The sequence below is a fragment of the Brevibacillus sp. HB1.3 genome (assembly GCF_013186635.1).
Classification (GTDB): Bacteria; Bacillota; Bacilli; order Brevibacillales; family Brevibacillaceae; genus Brevibacillus; species Brevibacillus brevis_D.
On the sequence record NZ_JABMIT010000014.1, the window covers coordinates 58,331 to 83,337 of the forward strand.

The following is a 25,007-nucleotide window of genomic DNA, read 5'->3' on the forward strand; positions in this document are numbered from 1 at the left end:
GATTCTACTCTCTACTGTAACACAAAGCACCCAAAAAGCGAACGTGTATTTCCATTTGATATCCAAGTACAAAAAGTCGATTTTTTTTGAACAGCCATATAAAAAACCCGCTCCCTATAAAAGGAACGGGTTATACGGCGTCTGTTAGTGTTTGTTCATTCCGAATGAATCCGACACATCATGCTGCATGTGGGCATAGTCGTCTACGCCACTTTGCATGTGCTCTTTGATCTTGTTGATCTGTTGGTAATTGAGCTTGTTGTGCCCCTGGTTCAACTGAACGTACAAACGCTGATGGAACTGGTCTTTGTAGCTACCTCTAGGCATGGTAGACATGGTCTAAAGACTCCTCCTTCGATCACCGTATGAAATCAGTATGGCGTAAGTGCAATGGCGTTATGATACCAAGATTTACGCCACATAAGCCATACATCTTATTGAAACGATAAGCTGTGGAGGTGTTGGTTATTGCGCAGCAAAGTCCTTATTATTTGTATCTATTTTTTCGCAATCGCACTGTCCATGCCGTACTCTGCGCTTGCCAAGATCAAGAACGACATCACGGTCACCGTATCGGTGTCACCCGATTCCTCCTTCCAAACAACTATGTCCTTCCTTGACCAAAAGCAATTTACGAAGCGGATATTGGGCTCTACTATCGAAATCGCCTCCTATAACCCGCATTGGGTACGCGCTACATTGACCGTAAAAAAACGAATGTATGTATATGATCACGATGGCCAGCTTTATGAAAAAGAAATGCCACGTCGTTATGTGTTGGCAAACGATCTTCGACAGCAGATCGAAGAAATGGTCAAGTCCGTAGAGGCAGTCCATTTTGCACAAGCCATTCCCTGGGAACAGGTGAAAAAAACGTTAAAACGGATGGAGTTCGGTACGGTAATTGATTTAGAGACAGGACAACGTTTTGATGTCCAGCGCAGAGCAGGTAGTCGCCATGCCGATGTTCAACCGTTGACGCGCAAGGATACACAGATCATGAAGAGCATTTATCAGGGAAAATGGTCGTGGAAGCGCAGGGCCATTCTGGTAGAGGTAGACGGTACTTATTTTGCTGCATCCATGCACGGAATGCCTCATGGTGCTGGTGCGATTAAAGGTAATGAATTCCCGGGGCATTTTTGCATCCACTTTTTTGGCAGCTCCACCCATCGACGCTCTGAGCCCGATCCCAGTCACAGCATGATGATTCTCAAAGCCTCCGGGGCACTTGCAACTACACTAAAAGGGGCGTCACCTGAAGAATTGGTCGGCTATTTCCTCACCGCTCTGCATGAGCACGACACCCATTCGATGCGAATGACAACAGACGGCTTCACACTTCCAGAAGAACTGTCCGCGATCGAATCTGTGCGAACGTCAGAAATCGTCATACCATCAGACGAACGTGGTCCCCTCTTGATAGAGGTGCCTGTTCGGCTTGCGTACATCGCAGAGGAAGGCGGGAATTTTCGACGAACATGGAAGTTTCTTTTGCGCCGTGAAGTCCCGGGGGAACGCTGGCGAATCATTGCGGTTGAACTAAATCCGTAGCCATGGAAACAAAAATCCCTTTCCAGTCCACACGTGCTTGTTACACGAAAGGCTCGAAAGGGATTTCTTTTCGGTTTACCCGTATTCATTGTCCGCTCCATTGGTATTCGCCATAGGTAGACAATACACTGTTATACTCTGCCAAATTCCGAATGCGAATCCCCCGTTTCAGATTCTCCCATTCCTCTTTTGGCAGACTCGCTTCCATTTTTGCCGTATCGATTCGATAAAAGGTTTGCACGACATCTTGTTCAACGGGCAGACCATGAAACAGGGCAAGCATGCCGTCCGCAGCTATTCCGATATGTCCATTTTCCTTGCACGCTGGCGCTATATCCTGTTCGCGTTTCATTAAGATCATCTTGACGGGCTCAGCTTGTACAATTTCCCAGCCATTATAGTTGCCCATGGCGTCTGCCAGTTGATTCGGACGAACCGAAACAAGTTCTTCATCTCGCATTCCACACAAATAATGGCGAGTTAAAACCAGTTCGTACGAATTACCTGCGACTACATCTGCTTTGCCAGTTTGGTTCAGTAAGCGTGCAAGACCTGAATCGTTTCCGTCTTTACCCACAAACAGGATACCGCCTACGACGCCTGTAACGAAAGCTACACCCCACGTCGCGTAAACCATCCATTTTTTCTTCTCAGTCAAATAGAACCCCTTCTTTTATAGGCTTTTCTTCCTATCATTACCACAAAGAAACAGGGGCATACGCGACTAAAGTGGGATTGACGTCATGTTTTTTTATTTTTGTCAATACAAAAAATTAATATACTATTTCATCTAGCTATCTATCCAGCCTTTGAATCTAATGATAAACTATTTTTGCTTGGCATTATTGTAAACTTATGGAGGTCATTTCAAACATGAAAAAAACGAACAAAAAAATGCTGACTGCTTTTCTCCTCAGCACTTCTTTGGTTGTTGGCGCACTCTCTTTTCCTCTTACTCCTGTAAGCGCGCAAACAGGTTCTGTCCTCAAGCTCCGCCTTTTGGAAACGACAGATATCCACACCAACATCGTGAACTATGACTACTATCAAGACAAAAACACAGACGAGTTTGGCCTCGCAAAAACAGCCACATTGGTCAAAAAAGCAAGAGAAGAAGCGAAAAACAGCATCCTGATCGACAACGGTGACTTGTTGCAAGGAAACCCGTTGGGCGACTACGTGGCAAAAATTGACCCGTTGAAAGCTGGAGATACTCACCCTGCTTACAAAGCAATGAACCTGATGGACTATGATGTTGCCAATATTGGTAACCACGAGTTCAACTTCGGTTTGGACTTCTTGGGTACCAGCTTGAAAGGTGCGAAATTCCCTTATATTAACGCCAATGTCTATGTAGACGACAAGGACAAAAACCCTAACAATGACAAAAACATGTTCACTCCTTACGAAATTCTGGAGCGCACTTTTAAAGATGAGAACGGCAAAGATGTAAAACTCAAAGTAGGCGTAATCGGTTTTGTTCCTCCACAAATTATGCAGTGGGACAAGGCTAACCTGGAAGGAAAAGTGATCGCGAAGGACATCGTGGAAACTGCCAACAAATTCGTACCTGAAATGAAGAAAAAAGGTGCGGACATCATTATCGCAGTTCCTCACTCCGGAATTGGCCCTATCGAGGGTGGTCCTCAATTGGAGAACGCTAGCTACCAGCTGAGCAAAGTAGATGGTATCGACGCGATCTTGTTCGGACACTCCCACTCCGTATTCCCTGGTCCTGGATTCGATAAAATTCCAGGCATTGATGCAGAAAAAGGAACGCTCAACGGTAAACCAGCTGTTATGCCTGGCTTCTGGGGTAACCACCTCGGCGTGATCGACCTGACGCTGAAACAAGAAAACGGAAAATGGAAAGTAGCTGAGTCCGCTACAAAAGTTGTTCCGATTTATGACAAAGCAAACAAAGCATCCTTGGCTGATGCAGACAAAGCTATCGTAGAAGCAGTAAAAGAAGATCACGATAAAACAGTTGACTGGGTTCGCTCCGCTGTAGGGAAAACATCTTCCCCGATCTTCAGCTACTTTGCACTCGTGCAAGATGACCCATCTATCCAAATCGTAACCAATGCACAAAAATGGTTCGTTGAGAAAAACGTGAAGGGTACAGAATACGACGGCATTCCAGTTCTGTCTGCTGGTGCACCATTTAAAGCGGGCGGCCGTAACGGAGTGAGCTACTACTCCAATATCCCAGCTGGTACAATCGCCATCAAAAACGTATCTGACCTGTACATCTACCCGAACACATTGAAAGCGGTTCTGGTCGATGGTGCTACAGTGAAAGAATGGTTGGAGCGCTCCGCTGGTCAGTTCAACCAAATCGATGCGAAGAAAACAGATGAGCAACCACTCATCAACGAGTCTTTCCCAACGTACAACTATGATGTAATCGACGGTGTTACTTATCAAATCGATGTTACACAGCCATCCAAATACGCTGTAGATGGAAAAGTAGCAAACAAAGATGCAAACCGCATCAAAAACCTGTCTTATAACGGCAAACCAGTAAAACCTGAAGACAAGTTCATCGTCGTAACTAACAACTACCGTGCAAGCGGCGGTGGTGCGTTCCCAGGTCTGGATGGCAAAAACATCGTCATCGATTCTCCAGATGAAAACCGTCAAATCGTAATCGACTACATCCTGAACCAAAAAAATATCGATCCAGCAGCAGACAATAACTGGTCTTTTGCTCCAGTAGATGCGAAGCTGAACGTTACCTTCACTTCTTCTCCTGACGCGAAACCATTCGCTGAAAAAATGTCCAATATCAAGTTCATCAACGTATTGGAATCTGGGTTTGCGAAATTCTCTATTGATCTGTCCAAGCCTGCTTCCAAGTAAGCTTATCGACAACACAAACATCCCTCTTGAAAGAGGGATGTTTTATTTTATCCGACTATCCAACAAAATGGTAATGCCCCCACGGAGAGCGCTGGAAGATTCGTTCTCCGTCGTTTAAAAAGCGTTGGCGATTTGCCATCACTTTGCCTTCCATTTGGATCAGCTGCATGACGCCCTTCATGTGGTAGCCTGGGCGCTGACTATACAAGCCCGTTACCTCCCGCAAGAAATTATCCGGATAGCGAAGAAGTTGATGAACAGCCCAAATCTGCGTATCAGACAAATAGTTGACGTTGCTATAGGCTTCCATGGCTTCTACAAAGGAATCCATGCGGTACTCTTGCATCAGTAGCATCCTCGACATCAATTGGACAAGGTCAACAAGCTGAAGATCATGACCTACGGTATCAAGGTCGATCAAATAGCAATTGCCTCGCTCCGTAAGCAAAAAGTTATGACTCGCCACGTCTCTGTGAGCGAGTGTCCCCCTCTCCATGGCTAAAAACATTTCTGGCGTCAAAGGCAGCTTGTAGGCAGATTGCAGCAGCTCCTTGCCATCCCGAAGGACGTGATCTGCCTGTTGGGAAATGAGTTGCTCCAGTTTTGTCTGAGGTCCCTTCTGTTCAAGCGACCACATCAATCGCTCAAAGTATTCCAAGCGGCTCTCCCATTTATCTAAAAGAGCAGGTTTTCCTTCATACGCATAGGAATGAGCAATAGGAAAACCCTGAGCTGCAACATGAAAACGCGCCAATGTCTCTGCTGTTTTTTTCACATCGAAAAGAGAACCGTTATCTGCTTCATGCCCATCAATCATTTTCATGATGGTGTAATGGCGGTCTTCAAATGTAAAAATTTTTGCCCCTTCCTGACTCGCCACATACTGCACCGTATGATGAAAGCCCTTTTGATATAGGGCATCTGCTAGCTCTGTCACCCACACAGCTTTTTCGACCTGCTTATATCCTTTGAGTATCCAATGGCCCCGGTCTGTTTTTAACAGGTTGACGTTTCGCTTCGGCTTTACCCCGTAGATTTGACAGCGAAAAGCCTTTTCAATGGTAGATAAGATTCCTTTGTTCATCCCATACCCTCTCAGTAAGAAGAGGATTCTTCATGCCCATCTCCCCAGTTCGGCCAAACCCCTTGTTCAGGCATGGAAGCCATACACGGGGAAGGCGGGAACATCATGTTATTGTGAATCCCCTGTGGAGAACGATTGTACTTGCCTTTTCGGCCTCTGTACTCCATGACTTCAGAAGAACACTCACATGATGATGACTCCACTGGTTCCGGGCACACAGGCTTCTTCGCTCGTGGCCGCTTTAATGGCATGGGTGGAAATGGTGGTGGGCATGGATAAGGAAACGGCATCGGTCTGATCGGTGGTGGGACCATTGGAAATGGATTGATTGGTCGAAATTGTTCGGGACTCACAATCGGTCGGCGACTTGGATAAAATGGGCCATTCCACGGGTTCACGAACGGTGGGCAGGGCGGAAATGGCGGGCATGGTGGTGGAAATGGTGGCATGAACGGCTGTCGGAATGGCGGGAATGGGCGCACCTGTGGCATCGGCCTGCGCTCTTGCTCTGGACTTACCCTCGTTGTTGGTTTCTGCTTCTGTTGCGGGCTCACTTTTGAAGGTGGCTTGAGCTGTTGTTGTGGGCTCACCTTTGAAGTCGGCTTCTGCGGCCGCAACGGACTTACTCGTGGTGGGTTGGTAGGCTGCGTCGGTTGCAATGGACTTACCCGCGGTGGGAAGTTTGGCTGCATCGGTTGCAATGGACTTACCCGCGGTGGGAAGTTTGGCTGCATCGGTTGCAATGGGCTTACCTGCGGTGGGAAGTTTGGCTGCATCGGTTGCAATGGGCTTACCCGTGGCGGTGGATAGTTTGGCTGCATCGGTTGCAATGGGCTTACCCGTGGCGGTAGGTAGTTTGGCTGCATCGGTTGCAATGGGCTTACCTGTGGCTGCGTGCAAGGGGGGCATACATTTGCTGGCGGTCGTATAGGCTGTAAGGGCAAGACCTGAGTCGGTGGTCTATATGGGATGTAGGGCACATTTTGATTCGGTGGAATCGCTGGTGGATAAATATACGGACTCACTCCGGTTGGAGGTGGAGTCGGTATGAGTGGACGTATAGGAACAGGCGGAACAGGAGGCAGCACATTTGGATTACCTGAAATGTTCGGTGGTTTATACGGTGTTGGCTTCTCAATCGGTTTTTCGATCGGTTTTTCAATCGGTTTTTCAATCGGTTTTTCACTTGGCTTCTCGATTGGTTTTTCGATCGGCTCCGTTGGTGGTGGAGGTGGTAATGTTGGTGGTTCCGTTGGCCTGACTATTTCTGGTGAAACAGAAGGGACTGGTGGTCTTGGCATTTCTTTGGGAGGTCTTGGCATCTCCTTGGGTGGCCTTGTAGGAATGGGAGCCGGTGGTAGAGTAGGTCTGGTCTCCTCTCTGGATTCGATTTCCACCTCTCCTGATTCTTCCGGCTCAATGGGCCGCCTTTCAATTTGTTGCGGAACCTCCATCTCTTCCTCTTCCGTAATCGGTCTTTCTTTCACATAAGGGGCCGCCTCACTCATTGGATGCGGAGGCGTCGTTCTTTGTGGTGGTCGGACAGGAACTTGTTTCGCCGGAATCTTGATTCTCGCTCCAGGATAAATTGTATCGGGAGTTTTTAATTGACTATTAAGGCGTAACAGTTCTTTGTAATCGACGCCGTATCTTTTGGCGATCTTCCACATCGTATCGCCTTTTTGGACGATGTGTATTCTCAATGTTTTTCTCCTCCCTTGCACCAAACTCCCTAACATCGTATGCAGTTATGGGCGTTTTGCTCCTTGACGTCATTCCTTTGTTGGGAGGGAGTAGAAAAAGAAAAAACCAATCCCTCTAGGAATTGGTCTGATGCATATAAAACGGATACGTCCCGAGCTGACGAACTTGACAACCAATGGCTTCAATCTCAGCAAACGCTCCTGGCAACAAGACATCGTCCATTTTCTGCTCAATGTCGATGACAAAATAATAGCTTCCGAGTGCTCTCTTCGTCGGACGTGATTCGATGCGAGACAAGTTGACCTTTCTCCAAGCAAAAGCAGCAAGTACTTGATACAATGCTCCCGGGAAATCCTCTGGCAGCGTGACCAGTATCGTCGTCTTTTCCTTGCGGGAAACCGGTAGATCAAGACTTTCCCGACCGACGAGAACAAAGCGCGTATAGTTATTCGAATAATCTTGAATTTGTTCTCGTGCAAACGCCAATGGATAGATCTCTACATTTAATCGAGTACCAACAGCAGCCCATGGCTCTTCTGGATGCTCACTCACCATTTTTGCAGCCAATGCCGTACTGTTTACTGTTTCAATCGCTGCTTCCGGCAAATTCTCACGCAAAAAGTTGTGGCTTTGTGCAATCGCTTGAGGATGTGACAGCACTCTCGTAATCGCGGACAAAGGAAGTGGGTGCTCCCGTTTTGCCACAAGCAAATTTTGCGTAATCGGCAAAGCGAGCTCTGCCAAAATAGGCAACTCTACTTCGTGAATGAGCCAATCCAGTGTAGAATTGACCGTTCCTTCAATGGAGTTTTCCATCGGTACGACACCGTATGCCACTTCCTCTTTGGAAACAGCGTCTAGTACTTCAATAATACCTGGGTACGGAACGAAAGATAGATTTTGTCCGAGCGACAGTATTCGTGCTGCTTCTTCGGTAAACGTTCCACGCGGTCCTAGAAAAGCAAGTTTCTTCTCCATGGCTACTCCTATCCACTATGGTCTATCTCTGATGGATTTCTACCTGTACGCCATTTTCGTCCGGTTGCAAGATCATCACGCGGTACGAGATGTCGTGCCCTTTCATCACTCTGTCCACAAATGCACGCAGCTTCTCTAATTCTTCATCTGAGGAGAAGAAGCAGAGGATCGTCGGTCCAGCGCCGCTTAAAGCAGCTCCCAGTGCCCCGTGTTCAGTCGCTTTGTCCAGGATTTCGTTCAAGCCAGGTACAAGCTTTGCTCGATACGGCTGATGCAGCCGATCCGACATTGCCCGTCCCATCAGGTCGAGTCTGCCTTGTGCTAGTGCAGCAACTAGCAAACTACTATGACCCACATTATATACAACATCCTCTCTGCTGTACACCTGTGGCAAGACGTTCCGCGCTTTTTCTGTCGAGAGCATGAATTCCGGGATCACAACGAGGGTTTGCAAGCCAGCCGGAGCAGAAAACCTCACATAAGGAACGGGGTCTCCTGGCACTTCAGGCATCGTCGCAACAATGACACCACCAAACATCGAAGCACCTGCATTATCTGGATGCCCTTCCAGGCGCGTTGCCTTTTCAAACAACTGCTCACGCGTAAATGGTTCGCCAGCGAGATGATTAGCCGCTACGAGAGCACCTACAATCGCAGCGGCACTACTTCCCAATCCTCTCGTCAGGGGTGCCTCACTGGAGGCACGGATCGTGAGCTCAGGAATGGCGAGACCTGCTTCTTGAAACAATCCCGCTGCAACCTTGTACAGAAGATTGTTTTTATCCGTCGGTGTTCCTTGTAGCTCCTTGCCCATCATCTCCACTGTCGTATGATCACTGATTTCCATTTCTACGACAGAATACAACTGGAAAGCCATTCCCAGCGCATCGAATCCCGGTCCCAGATTCGCTGTCGTTGCCGGTATGGTTACTTTTACACGACGTCCATTCATGATACAAATTCTCTCCCACTTTGACGAACCAGCTCCATTACAGCTTCATGTGTCGCCGGAACAGAACGCGGCTCTTCACCTACCAGCTTCAAAGCGATATTTGGATCTTTTAGTCCGTTTCCAGTCAGTACGCAAACGATCTGGCTGCCAGGTTGGAGCCTTCCAGCCTCATGCACCTTGATAATCCCCGCCAGTGATGCTGCCGAGGCAGGCTCACAAAACACGCCTTCACTCTTCGCCAGCAAATGATAAGCATGTAAAATTTCTTCGTCTGTTACACTATCGACAAGACCGTTTGATTTCGAAATGGCATTCAAAGCGCCATCTTTGCTCGCTGGGTTGCCAATTCGAATCGCTGTCGCAATCGTTTCAGGGTTGGATACGGGTTCACCGTGAACCAACGGAGCTGCTCCGGCTGCCTGGAATCCGTACATCTTAGGCAAGCGAGTCGATTTTTTGGCTGCGAAATATTCCTCGAAGCCCTTCCAGTATGCCGTAATGTTACCTGCGTTACCAACTGGAATAGCCAAAATGTCAGGTGCGTCTGTCAACGCATCGCATACTTCAAATGCCGCAGTCTTTTGTCCTTCGATCCGGTAAGGGTTCACGGAATTCACCAGTGTAATTGGCTCTTTCGCTGTGATTTCGCGAACAATATTCAGTGCTTCATCAAAATTACCGTCAATCGCGATGACTTCTGCACCATAGGCGATGGCCTGTGCCAGCTTGCCCAGTGCGATATTGCCGCTCGGGATCAGGACGATGCAACGCAACCCTGAACGTGCCGCATACGCCGCTGCTGCTGCTGAAGTATTCCCCGTCGAAGCGCACATGATTGTGTTGCTTCCCTCTTCAACCGCTTTGGCTACAGCCATGACCATGCCTCTATCTTTGAAAGAGCCGGTCGGATTGAGCCCCTCGTACTTCACGTACAGCTCCACCCCCAATTGTTTCGATAGGTTCGGGGCATGGATCAGCGGAGTGTTTCCTTCATGCAGGCTGACCAGCGGAGTTTTTTCTGTGATCGGGAGAAATTCCCGGTAACGTGCCAGAATGCCAGACTGTCGATCAAAACCCATTATTTGTCTCCCCCTTCTACACGGTAGCAGCTCTGCACAGTTGATACGATATCCATCTGCTCCATGTATGCCAGTACCGCATCCATGTCACTTTTTGAGGACAGGTGTGTAACCATGATAATCTCCGCTTCACGTCCGTTGTTGAACGGTTGCTGGATCACCTGCTCAAGGGAAATATTTTTGTCAGCCAACAGCTGCGTAATTTGAGCAAGAACACCGCGTTTATCTGCAACGACGATACGAAGGAAGTATTTCGAGAATTTTTCACTGTCTTCCTTCAGTACTTTTTCTTTGTAAGGAGCAACCATTCCGCGTCCATTTACTCCTAGCTTTCTGTTTTTTACGACAGTGACCAGGTCAGACACAACGGCGGTAGCAGTTGGTAATTCACCTGCGCCCGGCCCGTAAAACATGGTTTCTCCTACCGCTTCCCCATGAACGTACACGGCATTAAAGACACCATTTACGGAAGCGAGTGGATGAGATTTCGGAACCAGAGTCGGCTGCACACTTACCTCGATCGCCTCTTCGTCACGACGAGCCAGTCCGAGCAGCTTGATTTCATAGCCCAGCTGCTTGCCGTAGGCGATATCTTCCTTGCTCACAGAACTGATCCCTTTTACGTCCACATCTTCGAGCTTCATCGGCACACGGAAGCCCAGCGTTGCCAAAATTGCCATTTTGCGGGCGGCATCAAACCCTTCCACATCAGAGGTTGGGTCTTGCTCCGCATAGCCCAGTGCTTGCGCTTCTTTCAATACCTCGCTGTATTCTGCGCCCTCTTGACTCATTTTGGTCATGATGTAATTGGTCGTTCCGTTGACGATCCCCATCATTTTCGCAATACGGTCTGAGGAGAACCCTTCTACCAATGCACGTAAAATCGGTATCCCACCTGCCACGCTTGCCTCGTAGAAAACGTCACAGCCTTTTTCTTGCGCTTTCTCTAAAATTTCGGCTCCGTGCAACGCCATCAGATCTTTGTTGGCTGTTACTACGTGCTTGCCTCGTTCGAGTGCACCCAAAATGTATTCCTTTGCAGGGTGAATGCCACCAATTACTTCCACAATGACTTCAATTTCCGGGTCATCCAAAAGACTCGCAGGGTCAGTGGTCAGCGTGCCCTCCATGGATGAAATATTGCGGGATTTTTCCGCATCCTGAACAAGAATACGGGAAATCTCAATGCTGAGACCGGTTTGCTTTTGCAAATCCTCCTGATGCGCTTGAATAATGCGTACGACACCAGTCCCGACTGTTCCAAACCCCATTAATCCCAATTTAATGCTCTGCTTCTCCATGTCTCTCTCCCCTGCCTTTTCTTTGATTGTTTTTTCTTAGCCCCTACCGACGATCATCGCTTTGCGAACGCCTGGAATCAGCTGCAAGCCATCCAAAAACTCCGTGCTAGATACGCGAAGATTAGCCATATCGACTGACATGGATATGGTAGCAATCCCTTGAAGTGGAATCGTCTGATTGATGGTCAATACGTTTCCACCTTGATCTGCTACATATGTGAGCACTTTGGACAAGTAACCTGACATGTGATCCAAAGAGAAAGTAAACGTCATAATTTTTTCGCTCATCATCGCATTGAACGGAAAAATGCCATCTTTGTACTTATAAAAAGCACTACGACTCAATCCCACCCGTTCAACCGCTTCATTCACGGTATCCACTTCGCCGGATTCCAGCATCTTCTTGGCTTCAATCGTTTTGGCAATCGATTCTGGCAGGATGTCAGATCGAATCAAGTAGAATTTTTCTTCCTTCTTCATGCGTTGTGTCCTCCTGAGAAAAACAGTTGTTTCTTCATAGAGGACATTATAACGGAAAGCATGGAATGTGACAATCCTTATCCGTCACTTTTTTTCATCCGACCCTATTTGGTTTACTTTGATTACATGAGGGGGAGCTTCTTCGCGCACAATAATGCGTATCGTATGGAGGAGGTGAAAGGCAAATGGCCGGACGTGGAAAGTCAGATAAATCGGAGCGCCGTAACAATCACCCAGCGGGTAAGCCAAGCAGTCTCGAACAGTTTGGCAATGACATGCGGGGCAAAAAGATGGCACAATCCCCAAACGTGATTGAAGATCCGAGCGGAAACGGATAAACAAGCACAAAAAACCCGGGACATCATGATCCCGGGTTTTCCTGATTCGATTAGTATGCCAAAGACGACAAACCGTTGATATGAGTCAAGTAGCGAACGTTACTCGCTTCTTTCATCAAGGTTGCAGGCAGACCTTTCAGCTTCAGTTGGCTTGCACCAATTGTACCGATCGCGTCTTTACGGCCCAGGCTACCCAATGTTCCGGAGAATACCGGCTTGAAGGTATCCATTTTGGTGCCGTTGAAGTGTGCGAAGAGGTTGTAACCTACTACTTCGCCCATTTGCCATGCCAGTTGAGCAGTTGGAGGGAATGGACGACCTTCTGGCCCCATTACGACCGCACTGTCACCTGCGAGGAATACATCAGGGTGAGAAGTGGATTGCAGGAATTCTGTAACAGTAGCACGTCCGCGGTTTACTTCCACGCCGCACTCCGCTACTACGCGATTTCCTTGTACGCCACCTGTCCATACCATTGTTTTTGTTTCAATGGTACCGCCATCCTTCAGGCACACAGTGGTTTCTTTCATTTCCGTTACAGGTACCCCTGTCAGGAACTGAACGCCGCGTTTTTCCAAGCTTGTTTTCGCACGCTCAACCAGGTCAGGAGCAAAACCAGCCAAAATGGATGGTCCTGCTTCTACGCAGTAGATGGAAACGTCTGCAAAGTCTACGCCGTGCTTATGGCACAGATTTGGCAACATATCAGCGAATTCCCCAACCAGCTCGATACCTGTCAGACCGCCACCGCCTACAACGAAGGTAGCATCTGCTTTATTTTTGCTCGTCTTGTATTCAATCACGCGCTCTTCGAGGTGTGCACGCAGACGATTTGCTTCTTCTACAGACTTCAGTGTAAAGCTGTACTCTTGCAGCCCTGGGATTCCAAAGAATGCGGTTTCACTTCCCAGCGCAATGACCAAAACATCGTATTTGATGGACTCGCCGCTCGCCAATGTTACGCGTTGGGACTCGAGACCAATGTTTTCTACCGTGTCTACTACAAGGTTAATTTCTTTGCCACGCAGCAGTCTTTCCAGAGGGAGCGCCACGTTTTGTTCAGACAGGTTTCCTACTGCCAAGCGGTGCAGTTCCGTAATGATTTGGTGAGTAGGAAAACGGTTTACTACCGTGATCGACGCTTCTTCAGCCGTCATGTATTTACGTGCAGTCAATGCGCTGAGCAAACCGCCATAACCGCCGCCTAGAATCAGAATATGCTTCGCCATGCCCAATCCTCCGTCCTTGTCTTCCATTCCATAATAAAAAAACTATCGTTTTTGTTGTTGACGTTCTGCAGTTACTTCCAGGAATGCTTGTGCGAAACGCAATGTTTTTTGTACTTGCGGATCCTTGAGCATTTTGAGAATACCGAACAAACCGATCGTAGACTCTTCTACATGAACACGGTCATTGGCTTCAATGGCTGCTTGCGCAATACCTTTTGCTTTATCAGAGATCGGTTTTACGAACTCTTCCATTCCGCCTTTGATATCGTCGATCAATACATGATCATTTGCTACCGTTTGTACCAAATCATAGGTTTTGGTCAAAAGAGTTGTCAGTTCTGCCAATTTAGGCAGGTTCGCCACCAATATGTTCAGTGACTCTTGAATTTCTGGTTTCATCAACTGATCGAGTACATCTTGTTGCTGCGCTGGTGCCAGAGTAGCAGTGCTTGCTACTTCAGCAGCAGCTTGAGCTTGTTGCGTAGTTGTTTGAGACATAAAAAAACGTCCTCCTTTGCTTTGGAATAGAGGCCTTCCATTCTCGATGCCTGTTCATACGAGTAACGGCCGCTATTCTCCCTGAAAATCCGGTAAAAAATTGCATGTAACATTTTTCACAAAGTAAAGCAAACAACGGATTCTTATAATAAAAAGTGAATGATTTCACAAATATTCATTCAGGAAAGCGCACACAACAAATCATGGAGTGAACAGGCTCGATTGAGAACTCTATGTACTCTACTATATACCTTCTTCACGGGAACATCAAAGGAAAAAAACCGCTTCCTTAGGAAGAAGCGGTAGTTGAGAGCTTTTTATAGTAATCTTTGATGAGATCATGGTGCTTTTCATTGATATCCGTAAAGATTAATTCAATGATTGTTTGGTTGTCTTGGAACGTTTTTTCCACGATTTTCGCCATCATGACGATCTCCTGCGCTTGCTTCGGTATCTTGAAAGACAAATGGAGAAAATCGCCCTTTGACACATAACCGTCTGTTCCCAAAACGAGACGGGTAGGAGAGAATTTCAGCAACACTGCCTCGCCTTTTTCTTCGATCGGTCTAGCTCCCATCACCTTGTAAGGGACAGAAATACCGAGATCTGGGGAAATAGGATCCTGCTTGCGCTTTTGGGTAATTTCTACCCCTACACTAATCGGAATCATCCCTAAAAGCTTGATCGGCCAAATCGTTTGCTCCGAAACTACTTCCAAATCAATGGTGTTTACTGCCGCATCTGTTTCCCAACGAATGCGTACAGTTGTTCCGAGCAGCTCTGCTTTCGTTTCAGGCTTCATCTCATAGGAAACTACGAGATAATTGCCCTTTGCATGTTCAACCAAAACTTGGACAGGTGTCTGCACCTGCTTGGAGATGATTAGCGGTAGCGATGAACCGCGTTGGAGTCGTTTATCCCCCATAAATGGGTTCAGTGATGGGATATCAATCATGGTTTTTGTCACTCCACAAAGTCAAACTCTAATTTGCCGATCCGAACGGTATCCCCGTCTTTTGCTCCCAGCTTGCGCAGAGCATCATCTACACCCATGCTACGCATTTGTCTCGCAAAACGCTGGGCTGCATCATAGCTGTTCAGATTCGTCATGCGCACGAGCTTCTCGATCTTCTCCCCGCTGACGACAAATACGTCGTTATCACGCGTAATCTCGAATGCATCTGGTTCTTTTTCTGCTCGAAACACTACGCGCTCTTCCACTTCCGCAACTTCTTCGACAGCAGGCTTGTCCGGAATCGTCGCCAAGGTATCCCCGATCGCATACATCAATTCTTGTACGCCTTTACTGGTTGCAGCGGAGATCTCATACACCTTGACATCTGGAGCCTTTTCCTTGAAAATACGCAGGTTTTCCTCTGCTTCTGGCAGTTCCATTTTGTTCGCGACTACAATTTGCGGACGATCTTCGAGCTTCAGGTTATACAGCGTCAGCTCTCGGTTGATCTGCAAATAGTCCTCGTAAGGGTCGCGTCCATCTACTGCTGCCATGTCAATCACATGGACAATCAAGCGTGTACGCTCTACGTGACGCAGGAATTGGTGACCAAGACCCACACCTTCATGCGCGCCTTCAATCAATCCTGGCAAGTCGGCCATTACAAAGCTCCGCTCCCCCAAGTCCACAACACCCAGATTCGGTGTCAGCGTCGTAAAGTGGTACGCAGCAATTTTTGGCTTCGCCGCTGTTACACTGGACAGCAACGTGGATTTCCCTACACTCGGATAACCAACCAAGCCCACATCTGCAATCAGCTTGAGCTCCATGACAATGTAACGCTCTTGACCTGGCTCTCCGTTCTCTGAGATGTGTGGGGCTGGATTCGAAGAGTTGGCAAAACGATTATTGCCTCGTCCACCACGTCCGCCTTTTGCGATCACAGCACGTTGACCTTGCTCCACAAGATCGGCAATCACTTCTTTGGTATCATCATCAATGACAGTTGTTCCCGGTGGCACGCGCACGACCATGTCTTCCGCGCCTGCTCCGTGCTGAGATTTGTTGCGGCCATGCTCTCCGCGTGGTGCTTTGAAATGTCGTTGATAACGGAAATCTACCAGTGTACGCAGACCTTCATCCACGACAAATACGACATCTCCACCTTGACCGCCATCTCCACCCGCTGGACCACCCAGCGGTACGTACTTCTCCCGGCGAAAGGAGACGGCTCCGTTACCACCGTCCCCGCCTTTTACATATACTTTTACCTGATCGACAAACATGGTGTCACCTCTTTCATTCCGCGAATGGAACCACCAATTTCAGGACCCATTCCTCTTCCGTATGTATCCACTCGGTGACTTCCACCGTACTCTGTTCGCTTTTACGTATCAGCTTTTCCAATTCTTCCATTCCGGATGCACGAAGTACACCGGCCAGGTCAAAACGAAAATGAACGCCACACTCATCCATCTGCAAGCTTACTTGCATGCTGGCCGCTTCGTACCCGCTCTGGTCTACATGATCGTTCACTGTGCATAATATCTCTGACACCAACTGAAACAAGTCTTGCTCGTTCAAAACTACTCGCGTGAGATCCACATGATTGCACACGTCTACTTCTAAAAGCAATTCATTGTTCAGTGCGTTAAATGTCAAGAAGAAGACGGACAACAAGGAGCTATTCAATCGGGCCACCATCGATTCCTGCATCGCCATCTGTGCAATGCGCTTCAAATGGGCCTCTCCTTGTTCAGTACGGTTCAAATGCAAATAGCCGAGCAGAACCTGAACATGGTTCAACCAGTCATGCCGCTGCCTGTTCAGAACGGTCAGCAGTTGGTCTGTCTGATGCGTAAACAGCCTCCGCTCGTCCCCCATCACATTCACCCAAGTCGATAAGAATATCTTTCCCATCTATTGTACCATAAAAAAAGACCGAACAAAAAGAAAACCCAGCTATATCGCTGGGTTTTTCTTTATAAATATTTACGCTTCGGAAGCAACTGGCTCGATCACAACTTGTTTGCGATCACGGCCCAGACGCTTGAAACGAACAACACCATCTGCAGTTGCAAACAGAGTGTCGTCTCCGCCTTTCATTACGTTCGCACCTGGGTAAATCTTAGTTCCGCGTTGACGAACGAGAATGTTACCAGCAGTAACGAATTGCCCGTCGCCACGTTTCACGCCCAGACGTTTGGAAATGGAATCGCGACCGTTCTTTGTGGAACCTACCCCTTTTTTCGATGCGAAAAACTGAAGGTCCAAGTTAAACAGCATGTTCATATCAGACACCTCCCTGCCATTTACGATCATTTACTTTTACGTATTTACCGTAATTCGCCTCAACTGACAAAAGAGCAATGACCATGCTCTCTGCCAAAAGCTGTTGTTTCTCGCGTGCAGTCTCATCATCCGAAGAAGAAAGATTCCACTTCAAGAACCCACCGCCTTCTTGTGCGACAGCGACATCAGGAGTGATGCCGGTCAAAGGTTGGATGGCGTTTAATATACCAAAGCTGATGCCTGATACAGCAGAACAAACGATGTCTGCCCCATAGGCACCCGCATTGGCATGTCCGGAAATACTAATTTCATGGATACCGTGCTGCGCACGGCTCACGATCACTTCAATCATAACAAGTCACCAATTAAGCGTTGATCTTCTCGATCACAACTTTGGTGAATGGTTGACGGTGACCTTGCTTGCGACGGTAGTTTTTCTTGGCTTTGTATTTGTACACGATAATCTTTGCAGATTTACCGTGTTTTTCTACTTTACCAGTTACCGTTGCACCAGCTACTGTAGGAGCTCCTGCAGTAACTTTGCCGTCTTTGCTTACGAAGAGAACTTTGTCAAAAGTAACAACGTCTCCTTCGTTGCCAGCCAATTTCTCGATGAAGAGAACTGCTCCCTCTTCAACTTTGTATTGCTTTCCACCGGTTTCGATAATTGCGTACACTGTGTGCACCTCCTATACTCAGACTCGCCTTTACAGGTGCGTCGACAAGCGACGGCTTATGTACCTGATTCGTGCGGTTACAGTATGCACGAGGCATATCTGCATGACAACCATTAGGTTATCATAGCTACAATAGCCCAGTCAAGTTATTTCGATTGTAAACGCTCCGCCTCTGCCCGATTTCCGACGTATCCAATTCGAAACTCGTCTGGGCTCATAGAAGGGACAAGCCGCTTAAAGACATGGACAGGCCATGTAACTGCTTCTGCTTTTTCCCACTCCTCTATCATGTCCAACAATCGTTGCGGCATGTCCACGAGAATAGCCTCCACATCTTGGCTCTTTGCCAATGCAGTGACTTCGGCGTGCATGCGCCGGAACAGCTCGTCTACTCGCCAAACTCTCCCTTGACCCTCGCATGCCTCACACGGCTCCGTCAACCGCTCCATCAGGCTCGCACGAACTCTTTTTCGCGTCATCTCGACTAATCCAAGCGAAGTCATCCCGAGAACAGTCGAAGGCACAGAGTCCTTCGCCAGCTCTTGCTTCAATCGCGAGATCACTCGCTCCTTATTGCCCTGCTCTTTCATGTCAATGAAATCAATGATCACGATGCCACCGATGTCCCGCAAGCGAAGCTGCCGGGCAATTTCAGCTACCGCCTCCAAATTGGTCGCCGTCACTGCCTGCTCTCGCTGTTGCCCTCCCGCACCAGTGAATGAACCGGTGTTTACATCGATGACCGTCATGGCTTCTGTCCTGTCGATGACCAAGGACCCTCCACTCTTAAGCGGCACCTGTCGATCACGAGCACGAATCAACTCCGCCTCGACACCCAAGTAGTCAAAGAGCGGCTGTTTCCCCTGATACCAGCGAAGCTTCTCTTGTACTTCCGGAGCAAAAGCTGCCAACGCCGCTTTTACCTGCTGATGAGTCGCCGCACCTTCTACCAACAACTCATCTATTCCGTTCGCCAAGCCATCTCGGAGCGCCACTTCGATCAACTCGGCATCCTGAAAAATCCGCCCAGTCGAGCGCAGTCCTTCCGCTGTTCGCCGCATGTCCTGCCAACGATTGCGCAAATAGGTTAGTTCACGAATGAGTGTCTGCTCCTCTGCTTCCGCTGCTTCTGTACGCAGAATACAGCCTTCCCCTTGCTCTACTGTCGAAGAGATCACCTGTTGCAGTCGTTTTCGTTTGGTATCATCAGATATTTTACGCGAAAGTGAAATGCTCTCTTCAGTCGGAAGGTACACCAGGTAACGCCCCTGCAAGCTGATCCGCATTGTGATTTTGGGCGCCTTCATTTCCATCGCCTCTTTACTCACTTGAACCAATACCTTTTGCCCAACGTGAACGCGTTCTGCAATATTTGCTTTCGCCGTTCCACCCGACTCGACGCCGAGCGTGTCATCTATATACAAATAAGCATTTTGACCTGTACCAATATCAACAAAAGCGGATTGGATGCCAGGCTTCACATCTGCGATCCGTCCTTGATAAATGTCACCAACACTTGCGTGTGACCCCACATCCTGTGTACGCCATTCCTGCAATTTCCCGTTTTCCATAAATGCGATGCGGATACTGCCACCTTGTGTACTGATCGCTACTTGCTTCACTGCCTTCACTCCTTATTCCCCGTACAAACGTTGCCCAAAAGAAGGATAACCGGGCTCATAGGAAGTAATCTAACATAGCTACCAAGTCAAGGTAAAGGAGATAAACCATGATTATGCTGGTGATTTTACCATTAGAGTATTAACCCCCAATGATACCGCTCACTTAGTCAAATGGGAGCGCCTGCTTACTGGAATCGCGGTATTGGCACTCAGCTCGTTACAGCCATCCTCCACTATCTCCAAACGAAAAAACGAGCGCAAAAAGTAGCGATTGACCCGCAAGCCTGGAATGAACGAGTCCTCCGTTGCACGAATGGCACGAAGGAAGCTTACGTGATTGCTGGCTGATGGAATGGATTGCTCCAGCTGATTAAGGTCTACAGACTAAAGGAGCTTGCCCACGGCGGCATCGTGCTTTTGTTCAAACAAAAGGGCATACAAAAGCTGTTCCTCAGCCAAGAGACCCGCACCCTGGACGTAGAAAAGATGGGAGCATCCCCGTCGCAGCTTATGCGAGACAGCTAGTACCGTTTCCTCGGGATGCACCTGTATCGCTTGAACGGCAGCCTCGTCTCGCTGCCGGTCGTATTTTTCGACCAGGAAACGAAAAAATTGATAAGGAAATCGTAAAAATGCCTGAATGTTCAACGTCAATAAATAAATCCCGATCACTGCTAAGTTGTACTTCAACTCCAAGCTGGACATCCCAACCATGATCCCCGCAAACAGCGTACTCCCAGTCATCGATATCATCGTCGCCTGCCTATATGACATAAACCAGCATAGTACCGCCAACAAGATTCTCCCGCCATCCAATGGCCAGATTGGCAACAGGTTAAACAGCGCAATCGTCAAATTGCTTACCAAGAAAAAGCGGGCCCACTCTTCCGTCCATATCCCCATAAACCAAAACAAGTAGGAGGCAGCCATCATCACCATATTTAAGAAGGGCCCTGCCAGTGCCACGACAATCTCATCCAATGGGTCCGTGGCGTATGAGTCTTCCATCGTCGCTACTCCACCAAAAGGCAGAAGCTGCACTTCTTTTACGGTCCATCCGAGCTCACGCGCCATCGCTACATGCCCTAATTCATGGATCAGCACGATGACAAACAAGGTAATGACCTCCAAAAAATGGCCTGTCACCACGGACAAGCCAATCACCGCCCAAAATAGCAGGTGAATGCGAAAGCGAATGTCGAGCCAGCCTCCCCTATTCAAATGGAATCACTTCCAAGGGATTGACAAATTGCTCATTCACTTTCGCCCCTAGATACAGTTGACGTGATGTCTGATCCATTACCCGAGCGGTTCCGATGACCTTACCAGGTGCAAGGACCTCGTCCTTCGTCACCCCTATACTATCGAGATTGCCGAGCCATATCTCCCGCCCTTTGGTTAGACGAACAATCACTGTCGTCCCATAATCAGGCTTTTCACCGACAAAAGCGACCCAGCCAGCTTCTCCGATCGTGATTTGATCGTTCATTCCCGTATGCAGGATCACATTTGCACTCTCTGGATCATAGGATTTGACGATTTTCCAGCTACTGGGGAGCTTCCACACAGCAGCTACACCCTTTGTTGTACTCGTAGCTGGCACGGCAGGGGGACTAGTAGGCATCGAAGGAAGCATTGTTGGAATCGGTCCAAATCTCGCTTCATACCAGTCCGCAACCCCCGAAAAATTAAAGTCCCGTGTCATGACTTCCCTCGCGGAGCTTTTCCAAGAGGCAGGGATCAGCGTTGTTTGAAACAATACATAAGCAGCACCAATCAATAAGACAGATGCTAAAATTTGCACGCCCCATTTTTCATGAGACGGTGGCTGGTCCATCATATCGTTCTCGGGCGGCGAGTAACTGAATGGGTTTGGCGTTTCTTCGATCGGATCTTTCCAATCATCGACGTAGGGAGTATAGCCGTCTCGTGACTGTGTTCGAATTCGTTCCAAACGCTCCCTCCGTCTTTCTTTTACGCGATCTACTCTTTCAAACATGTCCATCCCTCCGCAGGCCAAGCCTTTAGTATCATCCTATGACTTGTCTACCTGCTTTATGACGACCGTCGCCCCTCTCCAACTCCCCAGCTTATCGGGGAAACATGCAAAAAAGACAGTCTCCCCATAGAGAGACTGCCTTTGAATCTGTCAATTTTACAGTTTAGTTACGCTAGCAGCTTGTGGTCCACGGCTACCTTGAACGATTTCGAACTCAACCTTTTGACCTTCGTCAAGAGATTTGAAACCTTCTGACTGGATTGCGCTGTAGTGTACGAATACGTCGTCGCCACCCTCAACTTGGATGAAACCGTATCCTTTTTCTGCGTTAAACCATTTTACGATACCTTGTTGCATGAAACAAAACCTCCCTGAACATTACGCCCCACGAGGCGAAAGAGTGTAGCGTTAACCTCTTTTTTACAGATAAGCCTTTTGCGTCAAGGAAAAAAAGTCATACGAATTGCGATTGACAATTGGTGACGTCACTCACAATACGTACGACTCCATACCAATCAATCAAACACTATAACTTGTAAAAATGGTTAACTTAGGATGATTTTAGCATAAGTATTTGCATTTGTCACGCATTTCATGAGTATTCAAAAAGTCTTCAATTCCGCACCGAGAAAGCGGGTGAACCTGAAGACTTTTTTGAACAACTATTTAATCAAAACGCAACTTGTCCTTACGCATCCCAATGTTGAGCACCACACCAATAATCAGGAAGTTGGTTACGAGCGAGCTCCCTCCGTAGCTAATGAACGGAAGCGGAATACCCGTAATCGGCATCAACTGAATCGTCATGCCGATGTTCTCAAAGATCTGAAAAGTAAGCATCCCTACGACACCCGCAACAACGTAGGAGCCGAACGGATCTTTTGCCTCCATCGCGATACGGATCATTCTGTAAATCAAGACGAAAAACAAAATCATCAGCAAGCCCGCTCCGACAAAGCCCAGCTTTTCTGCAATGACGGTAAAAATAAAATCACTTTCTCCTACCGGCACCCATCCAAAGCTCGCTTGTGTCGGCGTATCAAGCCCTTTTCCGAACAGTTGCCCTGAGCCGATAGCAATCAATGCTTGCTTGAGCTGGAACCCTCGTCCCATCGGTTCAAGATCCGGGTTCATCCAAAAGACGATCCGATCCCATTGATACGGCTTGATAATCTTGAAAAAGATATCCTGCTTGTATTGATACAACAGTGTCATGGCGGCAAAAAAGCTGCCGACCAGCCCGCCCATATACAATACATGCTTCATCCGTATACCACCAACGATTAGCATAGTGGCAAGCATACCCGTATAGACCATTGCGGTACCCAAATCGGGCTGCATCAAAATCAATAGCAACGGAAAGCCAACCAAGGACATTACCGGAATCAGTTTGTAAAAGTAGTAAAAGCGGTCTTGATCGTTTGCCCTCTTCGACAAGAAGCGTGCAACGGTCAATATCGTGAACAGCTTCATTGGTTCGGAAGGCTGAAACAACACAGGGCCAAGGTCGTACCAACTCGTGGCATTATTAATCGCCCTCGTCTGAAATACCCCGATCAAAAGAATCACACCGATCGCATACAAGACATAGGCCATGTTGTGAAAGAGCCGGTAGTCAAATAGCAATGTCACACCTAGCACAATAAAACCGATGACATACCAAAGGACCTGCTGATGCGCCTTATCTACACCTGCCGCAGAACCGGAAATCCCCAGATAGCTGAAGACACCTAGCCCTGCCAAAATCAAAATGATGGTCCAGTCAATTGTTTTTAAATGACGTTTTTCCAGGTCCATCCGTTTCCTCCTAGAAAACGTGACTCCCCTCTATAAAAGAAGGGAGCCAAGTATTACCTATTTTAATCCAAAGAATTTACGCATTTTGTGGAGAACGCCCGCTTTTTCTTCCAATGGTTGCAATGGAACAGCTTCACCCAAAAGTCGTCGGGCAACGTTCCGATAGGCGATGGAACCACGCGATTCATGGTTCATCACAGCAGGCTCACCTTGGTTCGCGGATTTAATGATATGATCATCATCCGGCACTACACCAATTAAGTCAATGGCTAACAAATCCAAAATGTCTTCTACATCCAGCATGTCGCCATTTTTCACCATATGGGAGCGAACACGGTTGATCACCAGCTTCGGCATTCCGATTTTTTCTCGCTCTAATAGGCCAATAATCCTATCAGCATCACGCACAGCGGCTTTTTCAGGTGTAGTCACGACGATTGCTTGATCAGCCCCTGCCACCGCATTGCGGAAGCCTTGCTCAATACCCGCAGGGCAATCGATGATGACATAATCATATTCCCGCTTCAGTTGCGTAATGATTTCTTCCATCTGCTCAGGAGTTACAGCGGATTTGTCCTTGGTCTGAGCAGCCGGGAGCAATGCCAGATTTTCAAACCGCTTGTCTTTGATCAGAGCTTGTGGCAGTCGGCATGCGCCTTCGGCAACGTCTACCAGATCATAAATAATTCGGTTCTCAAGCCCCATGACTACATCCAGATTGCGCAAGCCAATATCGGTATCTACCATGCACACTTTTTGTCCCAACAATGCGAGCGCCGTTCCCAAATTGGCGGAAGTGGTCGTCTTACCCACGCCGCCTTTACCGGAAGTTATGACAATTCCTATCCCCACGTCCGTTCCTCCTCTTTCCCTCAACCCTCACGCTTTTTCTCACCCAATTCAGGGCGGATTCGCGACAAGTAGTTCATTTTCGCTACCAGCATGATCTCATTTTCCAGATAGGCGAATTCTGTGCCTCCAGAATTATTCGTCCATTCCTCACCCGGCTTGCTAATCACTTCTGCAATCCGCAACTGGGTAGGACTCATGACTGCAGCCGCAATAATTACCTGTGAGTCACCGGAAATACCTGCGTGCGCGTACCCTCTAAGATGCCCTAGCACGTAAATGCTTCCTGTGCTGCGAACCGTCCCCCCGGGATTGACATCTCCCAATAAGAGCAAATCACCGTCAAACTCCAGAACTTGCCCAGAGCGTACCGTATTTACCTGTATGGAAAAATGGGTTTTCAGGCGTTCAGCCATCGCTTCTTCCCGCGTGATCAAATCAGATTCGATTGTATGGATCACCAGGTTGCCCTTAGTTCGAATAATTTGAGTCAACTGCTCTTGTTGCTCTGGTGAGCAGTATCGTTTTCCCAATTTTATAGATACCCGAATGAGTGGCCCCGACAAAATCTGTTGGTGGCTATGCTCTATTTTTTCACGCATATCGGCCAGCAGTTCGTCGAAGGAACAGGTATCATCCATAAAGAAGACGAGACCCTCTTTAGTCCCTTTGATCGTGACCTTGCTTTTCACAGTCGTCACCGGTTTCACCTCGACCGATACCATTCGCCATGCAGAAAGATTTTTCCTGCTCTGCG

28 protein-coding genes, 2 pseudogenes and 1 other annotated feature are annotated in these 25,007 nt (G+C 48.0%); of the genes and pseudogenes, 5 read left to right on the plus strand and 25 right to left on the minus strand.

Annotated features, from left to right (window positions below; all coding sequences use genetic code 11):
* Positions 1–144 precede the first annotated feature (144 nt).
* A complete protein-coding gene (locus HPY31_RS25100) occupies positions 145–336 on the minus strand; it encodes a hypothetical protein (protein WP_007724527.1) in 192 nt (63 codons plus the stop codon).
* 132 nt (positions 337–468) lie between these two features.
* On the opposite strand from HPY31_RS25100, the gene HPY31_RS25105 reads away from it, so the two are divergent.
* Positions 469–1,554: a hypothetical protein gene (locus HPY31_RS25105; RefSeq protein WP_172142901.1), complete on the plus strand. Its 1,086-nt coding sequence runs from the start codon at positions 469–471 to the stop codon at positions 1,552–1,554.
* Positions 1,555–1,639: 85 nt separating this feature from the next.
* Here the strand turns inward: HPY31_RS25105 and HPY31_RS25110 are convergent, their stop codons facing one another.
* Entirely contained in the window at positions 1,640–2,191 is a 552-nt protein-coding gene (locus tag HPY31_RS25110; protein WP_253901945.1) for a BofC C-terminal domain-containing protein, read from the minus strand.
* 236 nt (positions 2,192–2,427) lie between these two features.
* Between HPY31_RS25110 and HPY31_RS25115 the strand changes: the two genes are divergently transcribed.
* Positions 2,428–4,416 (plus strand): bifunctional 2',3'-cyclic-nucleotide 2'-phosphodiesterase/3'-nucleotidase, encoded by a 1,989-nt coding sequence (locus HPY31_RS25115; protein ID WP_016739210.1) that lies wholly within the window; start codon positions 2,428–2,430, stop codon positions 4,414–4,416.
* A gap of 55 nt (positions 4,417–4,471) precedes the next feature.
* On the opposite strand, the gene HPY31_RS25120 is transcribed toward HPY31_RS25115, so the two are convergent.
* Entirely contained in the window at positions 4,472–5,500 is a 1,029-nt protein-coding gene (locus HPY31_RS25120; RefSeq protein ID WP_087349671.1) for a phosphotransferase, read from the minus strand.
* Positions 5,501–5,683: 183 nt separating this feature from the next.
* The gene (locus tag HPY31_RS28935; protein ID WP_253901946.1) at positions 5,684–6,400 is read right to left on the minus strand and encodes a hypothetical protein; all 717 of its coding nucleotides are present in this window, start codon (positions 6,398–6,400) and stop codon (positions 5,684–5,686) included.
* Between the two features lie 147 nt (positions 6,401–6,547).
* Between HPY31_RS28935 and HPY31_RS28940 the strand changes: the two genes are divergently transcribed.
* A complete protein-coding gene (locus HPY31_RS28940; RefSeq protein WP_253901947.1) occupies positions 6,548–6,991 on the plus strand; it encodes a hypothetical protein in 444 nt (147 codons plus the stop codon).
* A 125-nt stretch (positions 6,992–7,116) separates the two neighbouring features.
* Here the strand turns inward: HPY31_RS28940 and HPY31_RS29260 are convergent.
* The 6 genes and pseudogenes from HPY31_RS29260 to HPY31_RS25150 all read right to left on the minus strand — a co-directional run.
* Positions 7,117–7,239 (minus strand): annotated as a pseudogene (locus tag HPY31_RS29260) (LysM peptidoglycan-binding domain-containing protein); the annotation flags it as partial.
* 79 nt (positions 7,240–7,318) lie between these two features.
* Entirely contained in the window at positions 7,319–8,182 is an 864-nt protein-coding gene (pheA, locus tag HPY31_RS25130) for a prephenate dehydratase (protein WP_172142904.1), read from the minus strand.
* Positions 8,183–8,204: 22 nt separating this feature from the next.
* Positions 8,205–9,134, minus strand: a complete 930-nt coding sequence (gene thrB / locus HPY31_RS25135; protein WP_172142905.1) for a homoserine kinase — start codon at positions 9,132–9,134, stop codon at positions 8,205–8,207.
* A complete protein-coding gene (gene thrC / locus HPY31_RS25140; RefSeq protein ID WP_172142906.1) occupies positions 9,131–10,213 on the minus strand; it encodes a threonine synthase in 1,083 nt (360 codons plus the stop codon). Before thrC ends, thrB begins: the two co-directional genes overlap by 4 nt.
* Positions 10,213–11,514, minus strand: coding sequence for a homoserine dehydrogenase (locus HPY31_RS25145; RefSeq protein ID WP_172142907.1), 1,302 nt, complete (start codon positions 11,512–11,514; stop codon positions 10,213–10,215). The genes thrC and HPY31_RS25145 overlap by 1 nt, the downstream gene beginning before the upstream one ends.
* A 36-nt stretch (positions 11,515–11,550) precedes the next feature.
* Positions 11,551–11,994 (minus strand): ACT domain-containing protein, encoded by a 444-nt coding sequence (locus HPY31_RS25150; protein ID WP_012685570.1) that lies wholly within the window; start codon positions 11,992–11,994, stop codon positions 11,551–11,553.
* A gap of 185 nt (positions 11,995–12,179) precedes the next feature.
* Here HPY31_RS25150 and HPY31_RS25155 point away from each other — a divergent pair, with 185 nt between their 5' ends.
* A complete protein-coding gene (locus HPY31_RS25155; protein ID WP_007728640.1) occupies positions 12,180–12,332 on the plus strand; it encodes a hypothetical protein in 153 nt (50 codons plus the stop codon).
* A gap of 50 nt (positions 12,333–12,382) precedes the next feature.
* Here the strand turns inward: HPY31_RS25155 and HPY31_RS25160 are convergent, their stop codons facing one another.
* The 9 genes from HPY31_RS25160 to HPY31_RS25200 all read right to left on the minus strand — a co-directional run bounded on the left by HPY31_RS25160 (position 12,383) and on the right by HPY31_RS25200 (position 19,605).
* The gene (locus HPY31_RS25160) at positions 12,383–13,561 is read right to left on the minus strand and encodes an NAD(P)/FAD-dependent oxidoreductase (protein ID WP_172142908.1); all 1,179 of its coding nucleotides are present in this window, start codon (positions 13,559–13,561) and stop codon (positions 12,383–12,385) included.
* A gap of 42 nt (positions 13,562–13,603) precedes the next feature.
* Positions 13,604–14,059 carry a helical membrane plugin domain-containing protein gene (locus tag HPY31_RS25165; protein ID WP_012685568.1) on the minus strand — a complete coding sequence of 152 codons (456 nt, stop codon included), beginning with the start codon at positions 14,057–14,059 and terminating at the stop codon, positions 13,604–13,606.
* A 289-nt stretch (positions 14,060–14,348) separates the two neighbouring features.
* Positions 14,349–15,014: a PilZ domain-containing protein gene (locus HPY31_RS25170; RefSeq protein ID WP_172142909.1), complete on the minus strand. Its 666-nt coding sequence runs from the start codon at positions 15,012–15,014 to the stop codon at positions 14,349–14,351.
* An 8-nt stretch (positions 15,015–15,022) separates the two neighbouring features.
* Entirely contained in the window at positions 15,023–16,300 is a 1,278-nt protein-coding gene (obgE, locus tag HPY31_RS25175) for a GTPase ObgE (protein ID WP_172142910.1), read from the minus strand.
* 13 nt (positions 16,301–16,313) lie between these two features.
* Complete coding sequence (locus tag HPY31_RS25180) at positions 16,314–16,898, minus strand: Spo0B C-terminal domain-containing protein (protein WP_016739199.1); 585 nt, start codon at positions 16,896–16,898, stop codon at positions 16,314–16,316.
* A 108-nt stretch (positions 16,899–17,006) separates the two neighbouring features.
* Positions 17,007–17,300, minus strand: a complete 294-nt coding sequence (gene rpmA / locus HPY31_RS25185; RefSeq protein ID WP_005832382.1) for a 50S ribosomal protein L27 — start codon at positions 17,298–17,300, stop codon at positions 17,007–17,009.
* 7 nt (positions 17,301–17,307) lie between these two features.
* Complete coding sequence (locus HPY31_RS25190; protein WP_172142911.1) at positions 17,308–17,658, minus strand: ribosomal-processing cysteine protease Prp; 351 nt, start codon at positions 17,656–17,658, stop codon at positions 17,308–17,310.
* 13 nt (positions 17,659–17,671) lie between these two features.
* Positions 17,672–17,983, minus strand: a complete 312-nt coding sequence (rplU, locus tag HPY31_RS25195; RefSeq protein ID WP_016739197.1) for a 50S ribosomal protein L21 — start codon at positions 17,981–17,983, stop codon at positions 17,672–17,674.
* Between the two features lie 10 nt (positions 17,984–17,993).
* Positions 17,994–18,072: a sequence feature (ribosomal protein L21 leader region), on the minus strand.
* Between the two features lie 57 nt (positions 18,073–18,129).
* Entirely contained in the window at positions 18,130–19,605 is a 1,476-nt protein-coding gene (locus HPY31_RS25200) for an Rne/Rng family ribonuclease (protein WP_172142912.1), read from the minus strand.
* A 171-nt stretch (positions 19,606–19,776) separates the two neighbouring features.
* Between HPY31_RS25200 and HPY31_RS25205 the strand changes: the two are divergent.
* Positions 19,777–19,979 (plus strand): annotated as a pseudogene (locus HPY31_RS25205) (GNAT family N-acetyltransferase); the annotation flags it as partial.
* A gap of 10 nt (positions 19,980–19,989) precedes the next feature.
* On the opposite strand, the gene HPY31_RS25210 reads toward HPY31_RS25205, so the two are convergent.
* The 6 genes from HPY31_RS25210 to minC form a co-directional block, all read right to left on the minus strand.
* On the minus strand, positions 19,990–20,826 hold the full coding sequence (locus HPY31_RS25210; protein ID WP_172142913.1) for a M50 family metallopeptidase: 837 nt from the start codon (positions 20,824–20,826) through the stop codon (positions 19,990–19,992).
* On the minus strand, positions 20,819–21,604 hold the full coding sequence (locus HPY31_RS25215; RefSeq protein ID WP_172142914.1) for a M23 family metallopeptidase: 786 nt from the start codon (positions 21,602–21,604) through the stop codon (positions 20,819–20,821). The genes HPY31_RS25210 and HPY31_RS25215 overlap by 8 nt, the downstream gene beginning before the upstream one ends.
* Before the next feature lie 156 nt (positions 21,605–21,760).
* A complete protein-coding gene (locus HPY31_RS25220) occupies positions 21,761–21,961 on the minus strand; it encodes a cold-shock protein (RefSeq protein ID WP_005832370.1) in 201 nt (66 codons plus the stop codon).
* Positions 21,962–22,270: 309 nt separating this feature from the next.
* Positions 22,271–23,401, minus strand: coding sequence for a rod shape-determining protein RodA (gene rodA / locus HPY31_RS25225; protein WP_172142915.1), 1,131 nt, complete (start codon positions 23,399–23,401; stop codon positions 22,271–22,273).
* Between the two features lie 57 nt (positions 23,402–23,458).
* Positions 23,459–24,253 carry a septum site-determining protein MinD gene (gene minD, locus HPY31_RS25230; RefSeq protein WP_172142916.1) on the minus strand — a complete coding sequence of 265 codons (795 nt, stop codon included), beginning with the start codon at positions 24,251–24,253 and terminating at the stop codon, positions 23,459–23,461.
* 20 nt (positions 24,254–24,273) lie between these two features.
* The gene (gene minC / locus HPY31_RS25235) at positions 24,274–24,975 is read right to left on the minus strand and encodes a septum site-determining protein MinC (protein WP_012685556.1); all 702 of its coding nucleotides are present in this window, start codon (positions 24,973–24,975) and stop codon (positions 24,274–24,276) included.
* Between the last annotated feature and the right edge of the window lie 32 nt (positions 24,976–25,007).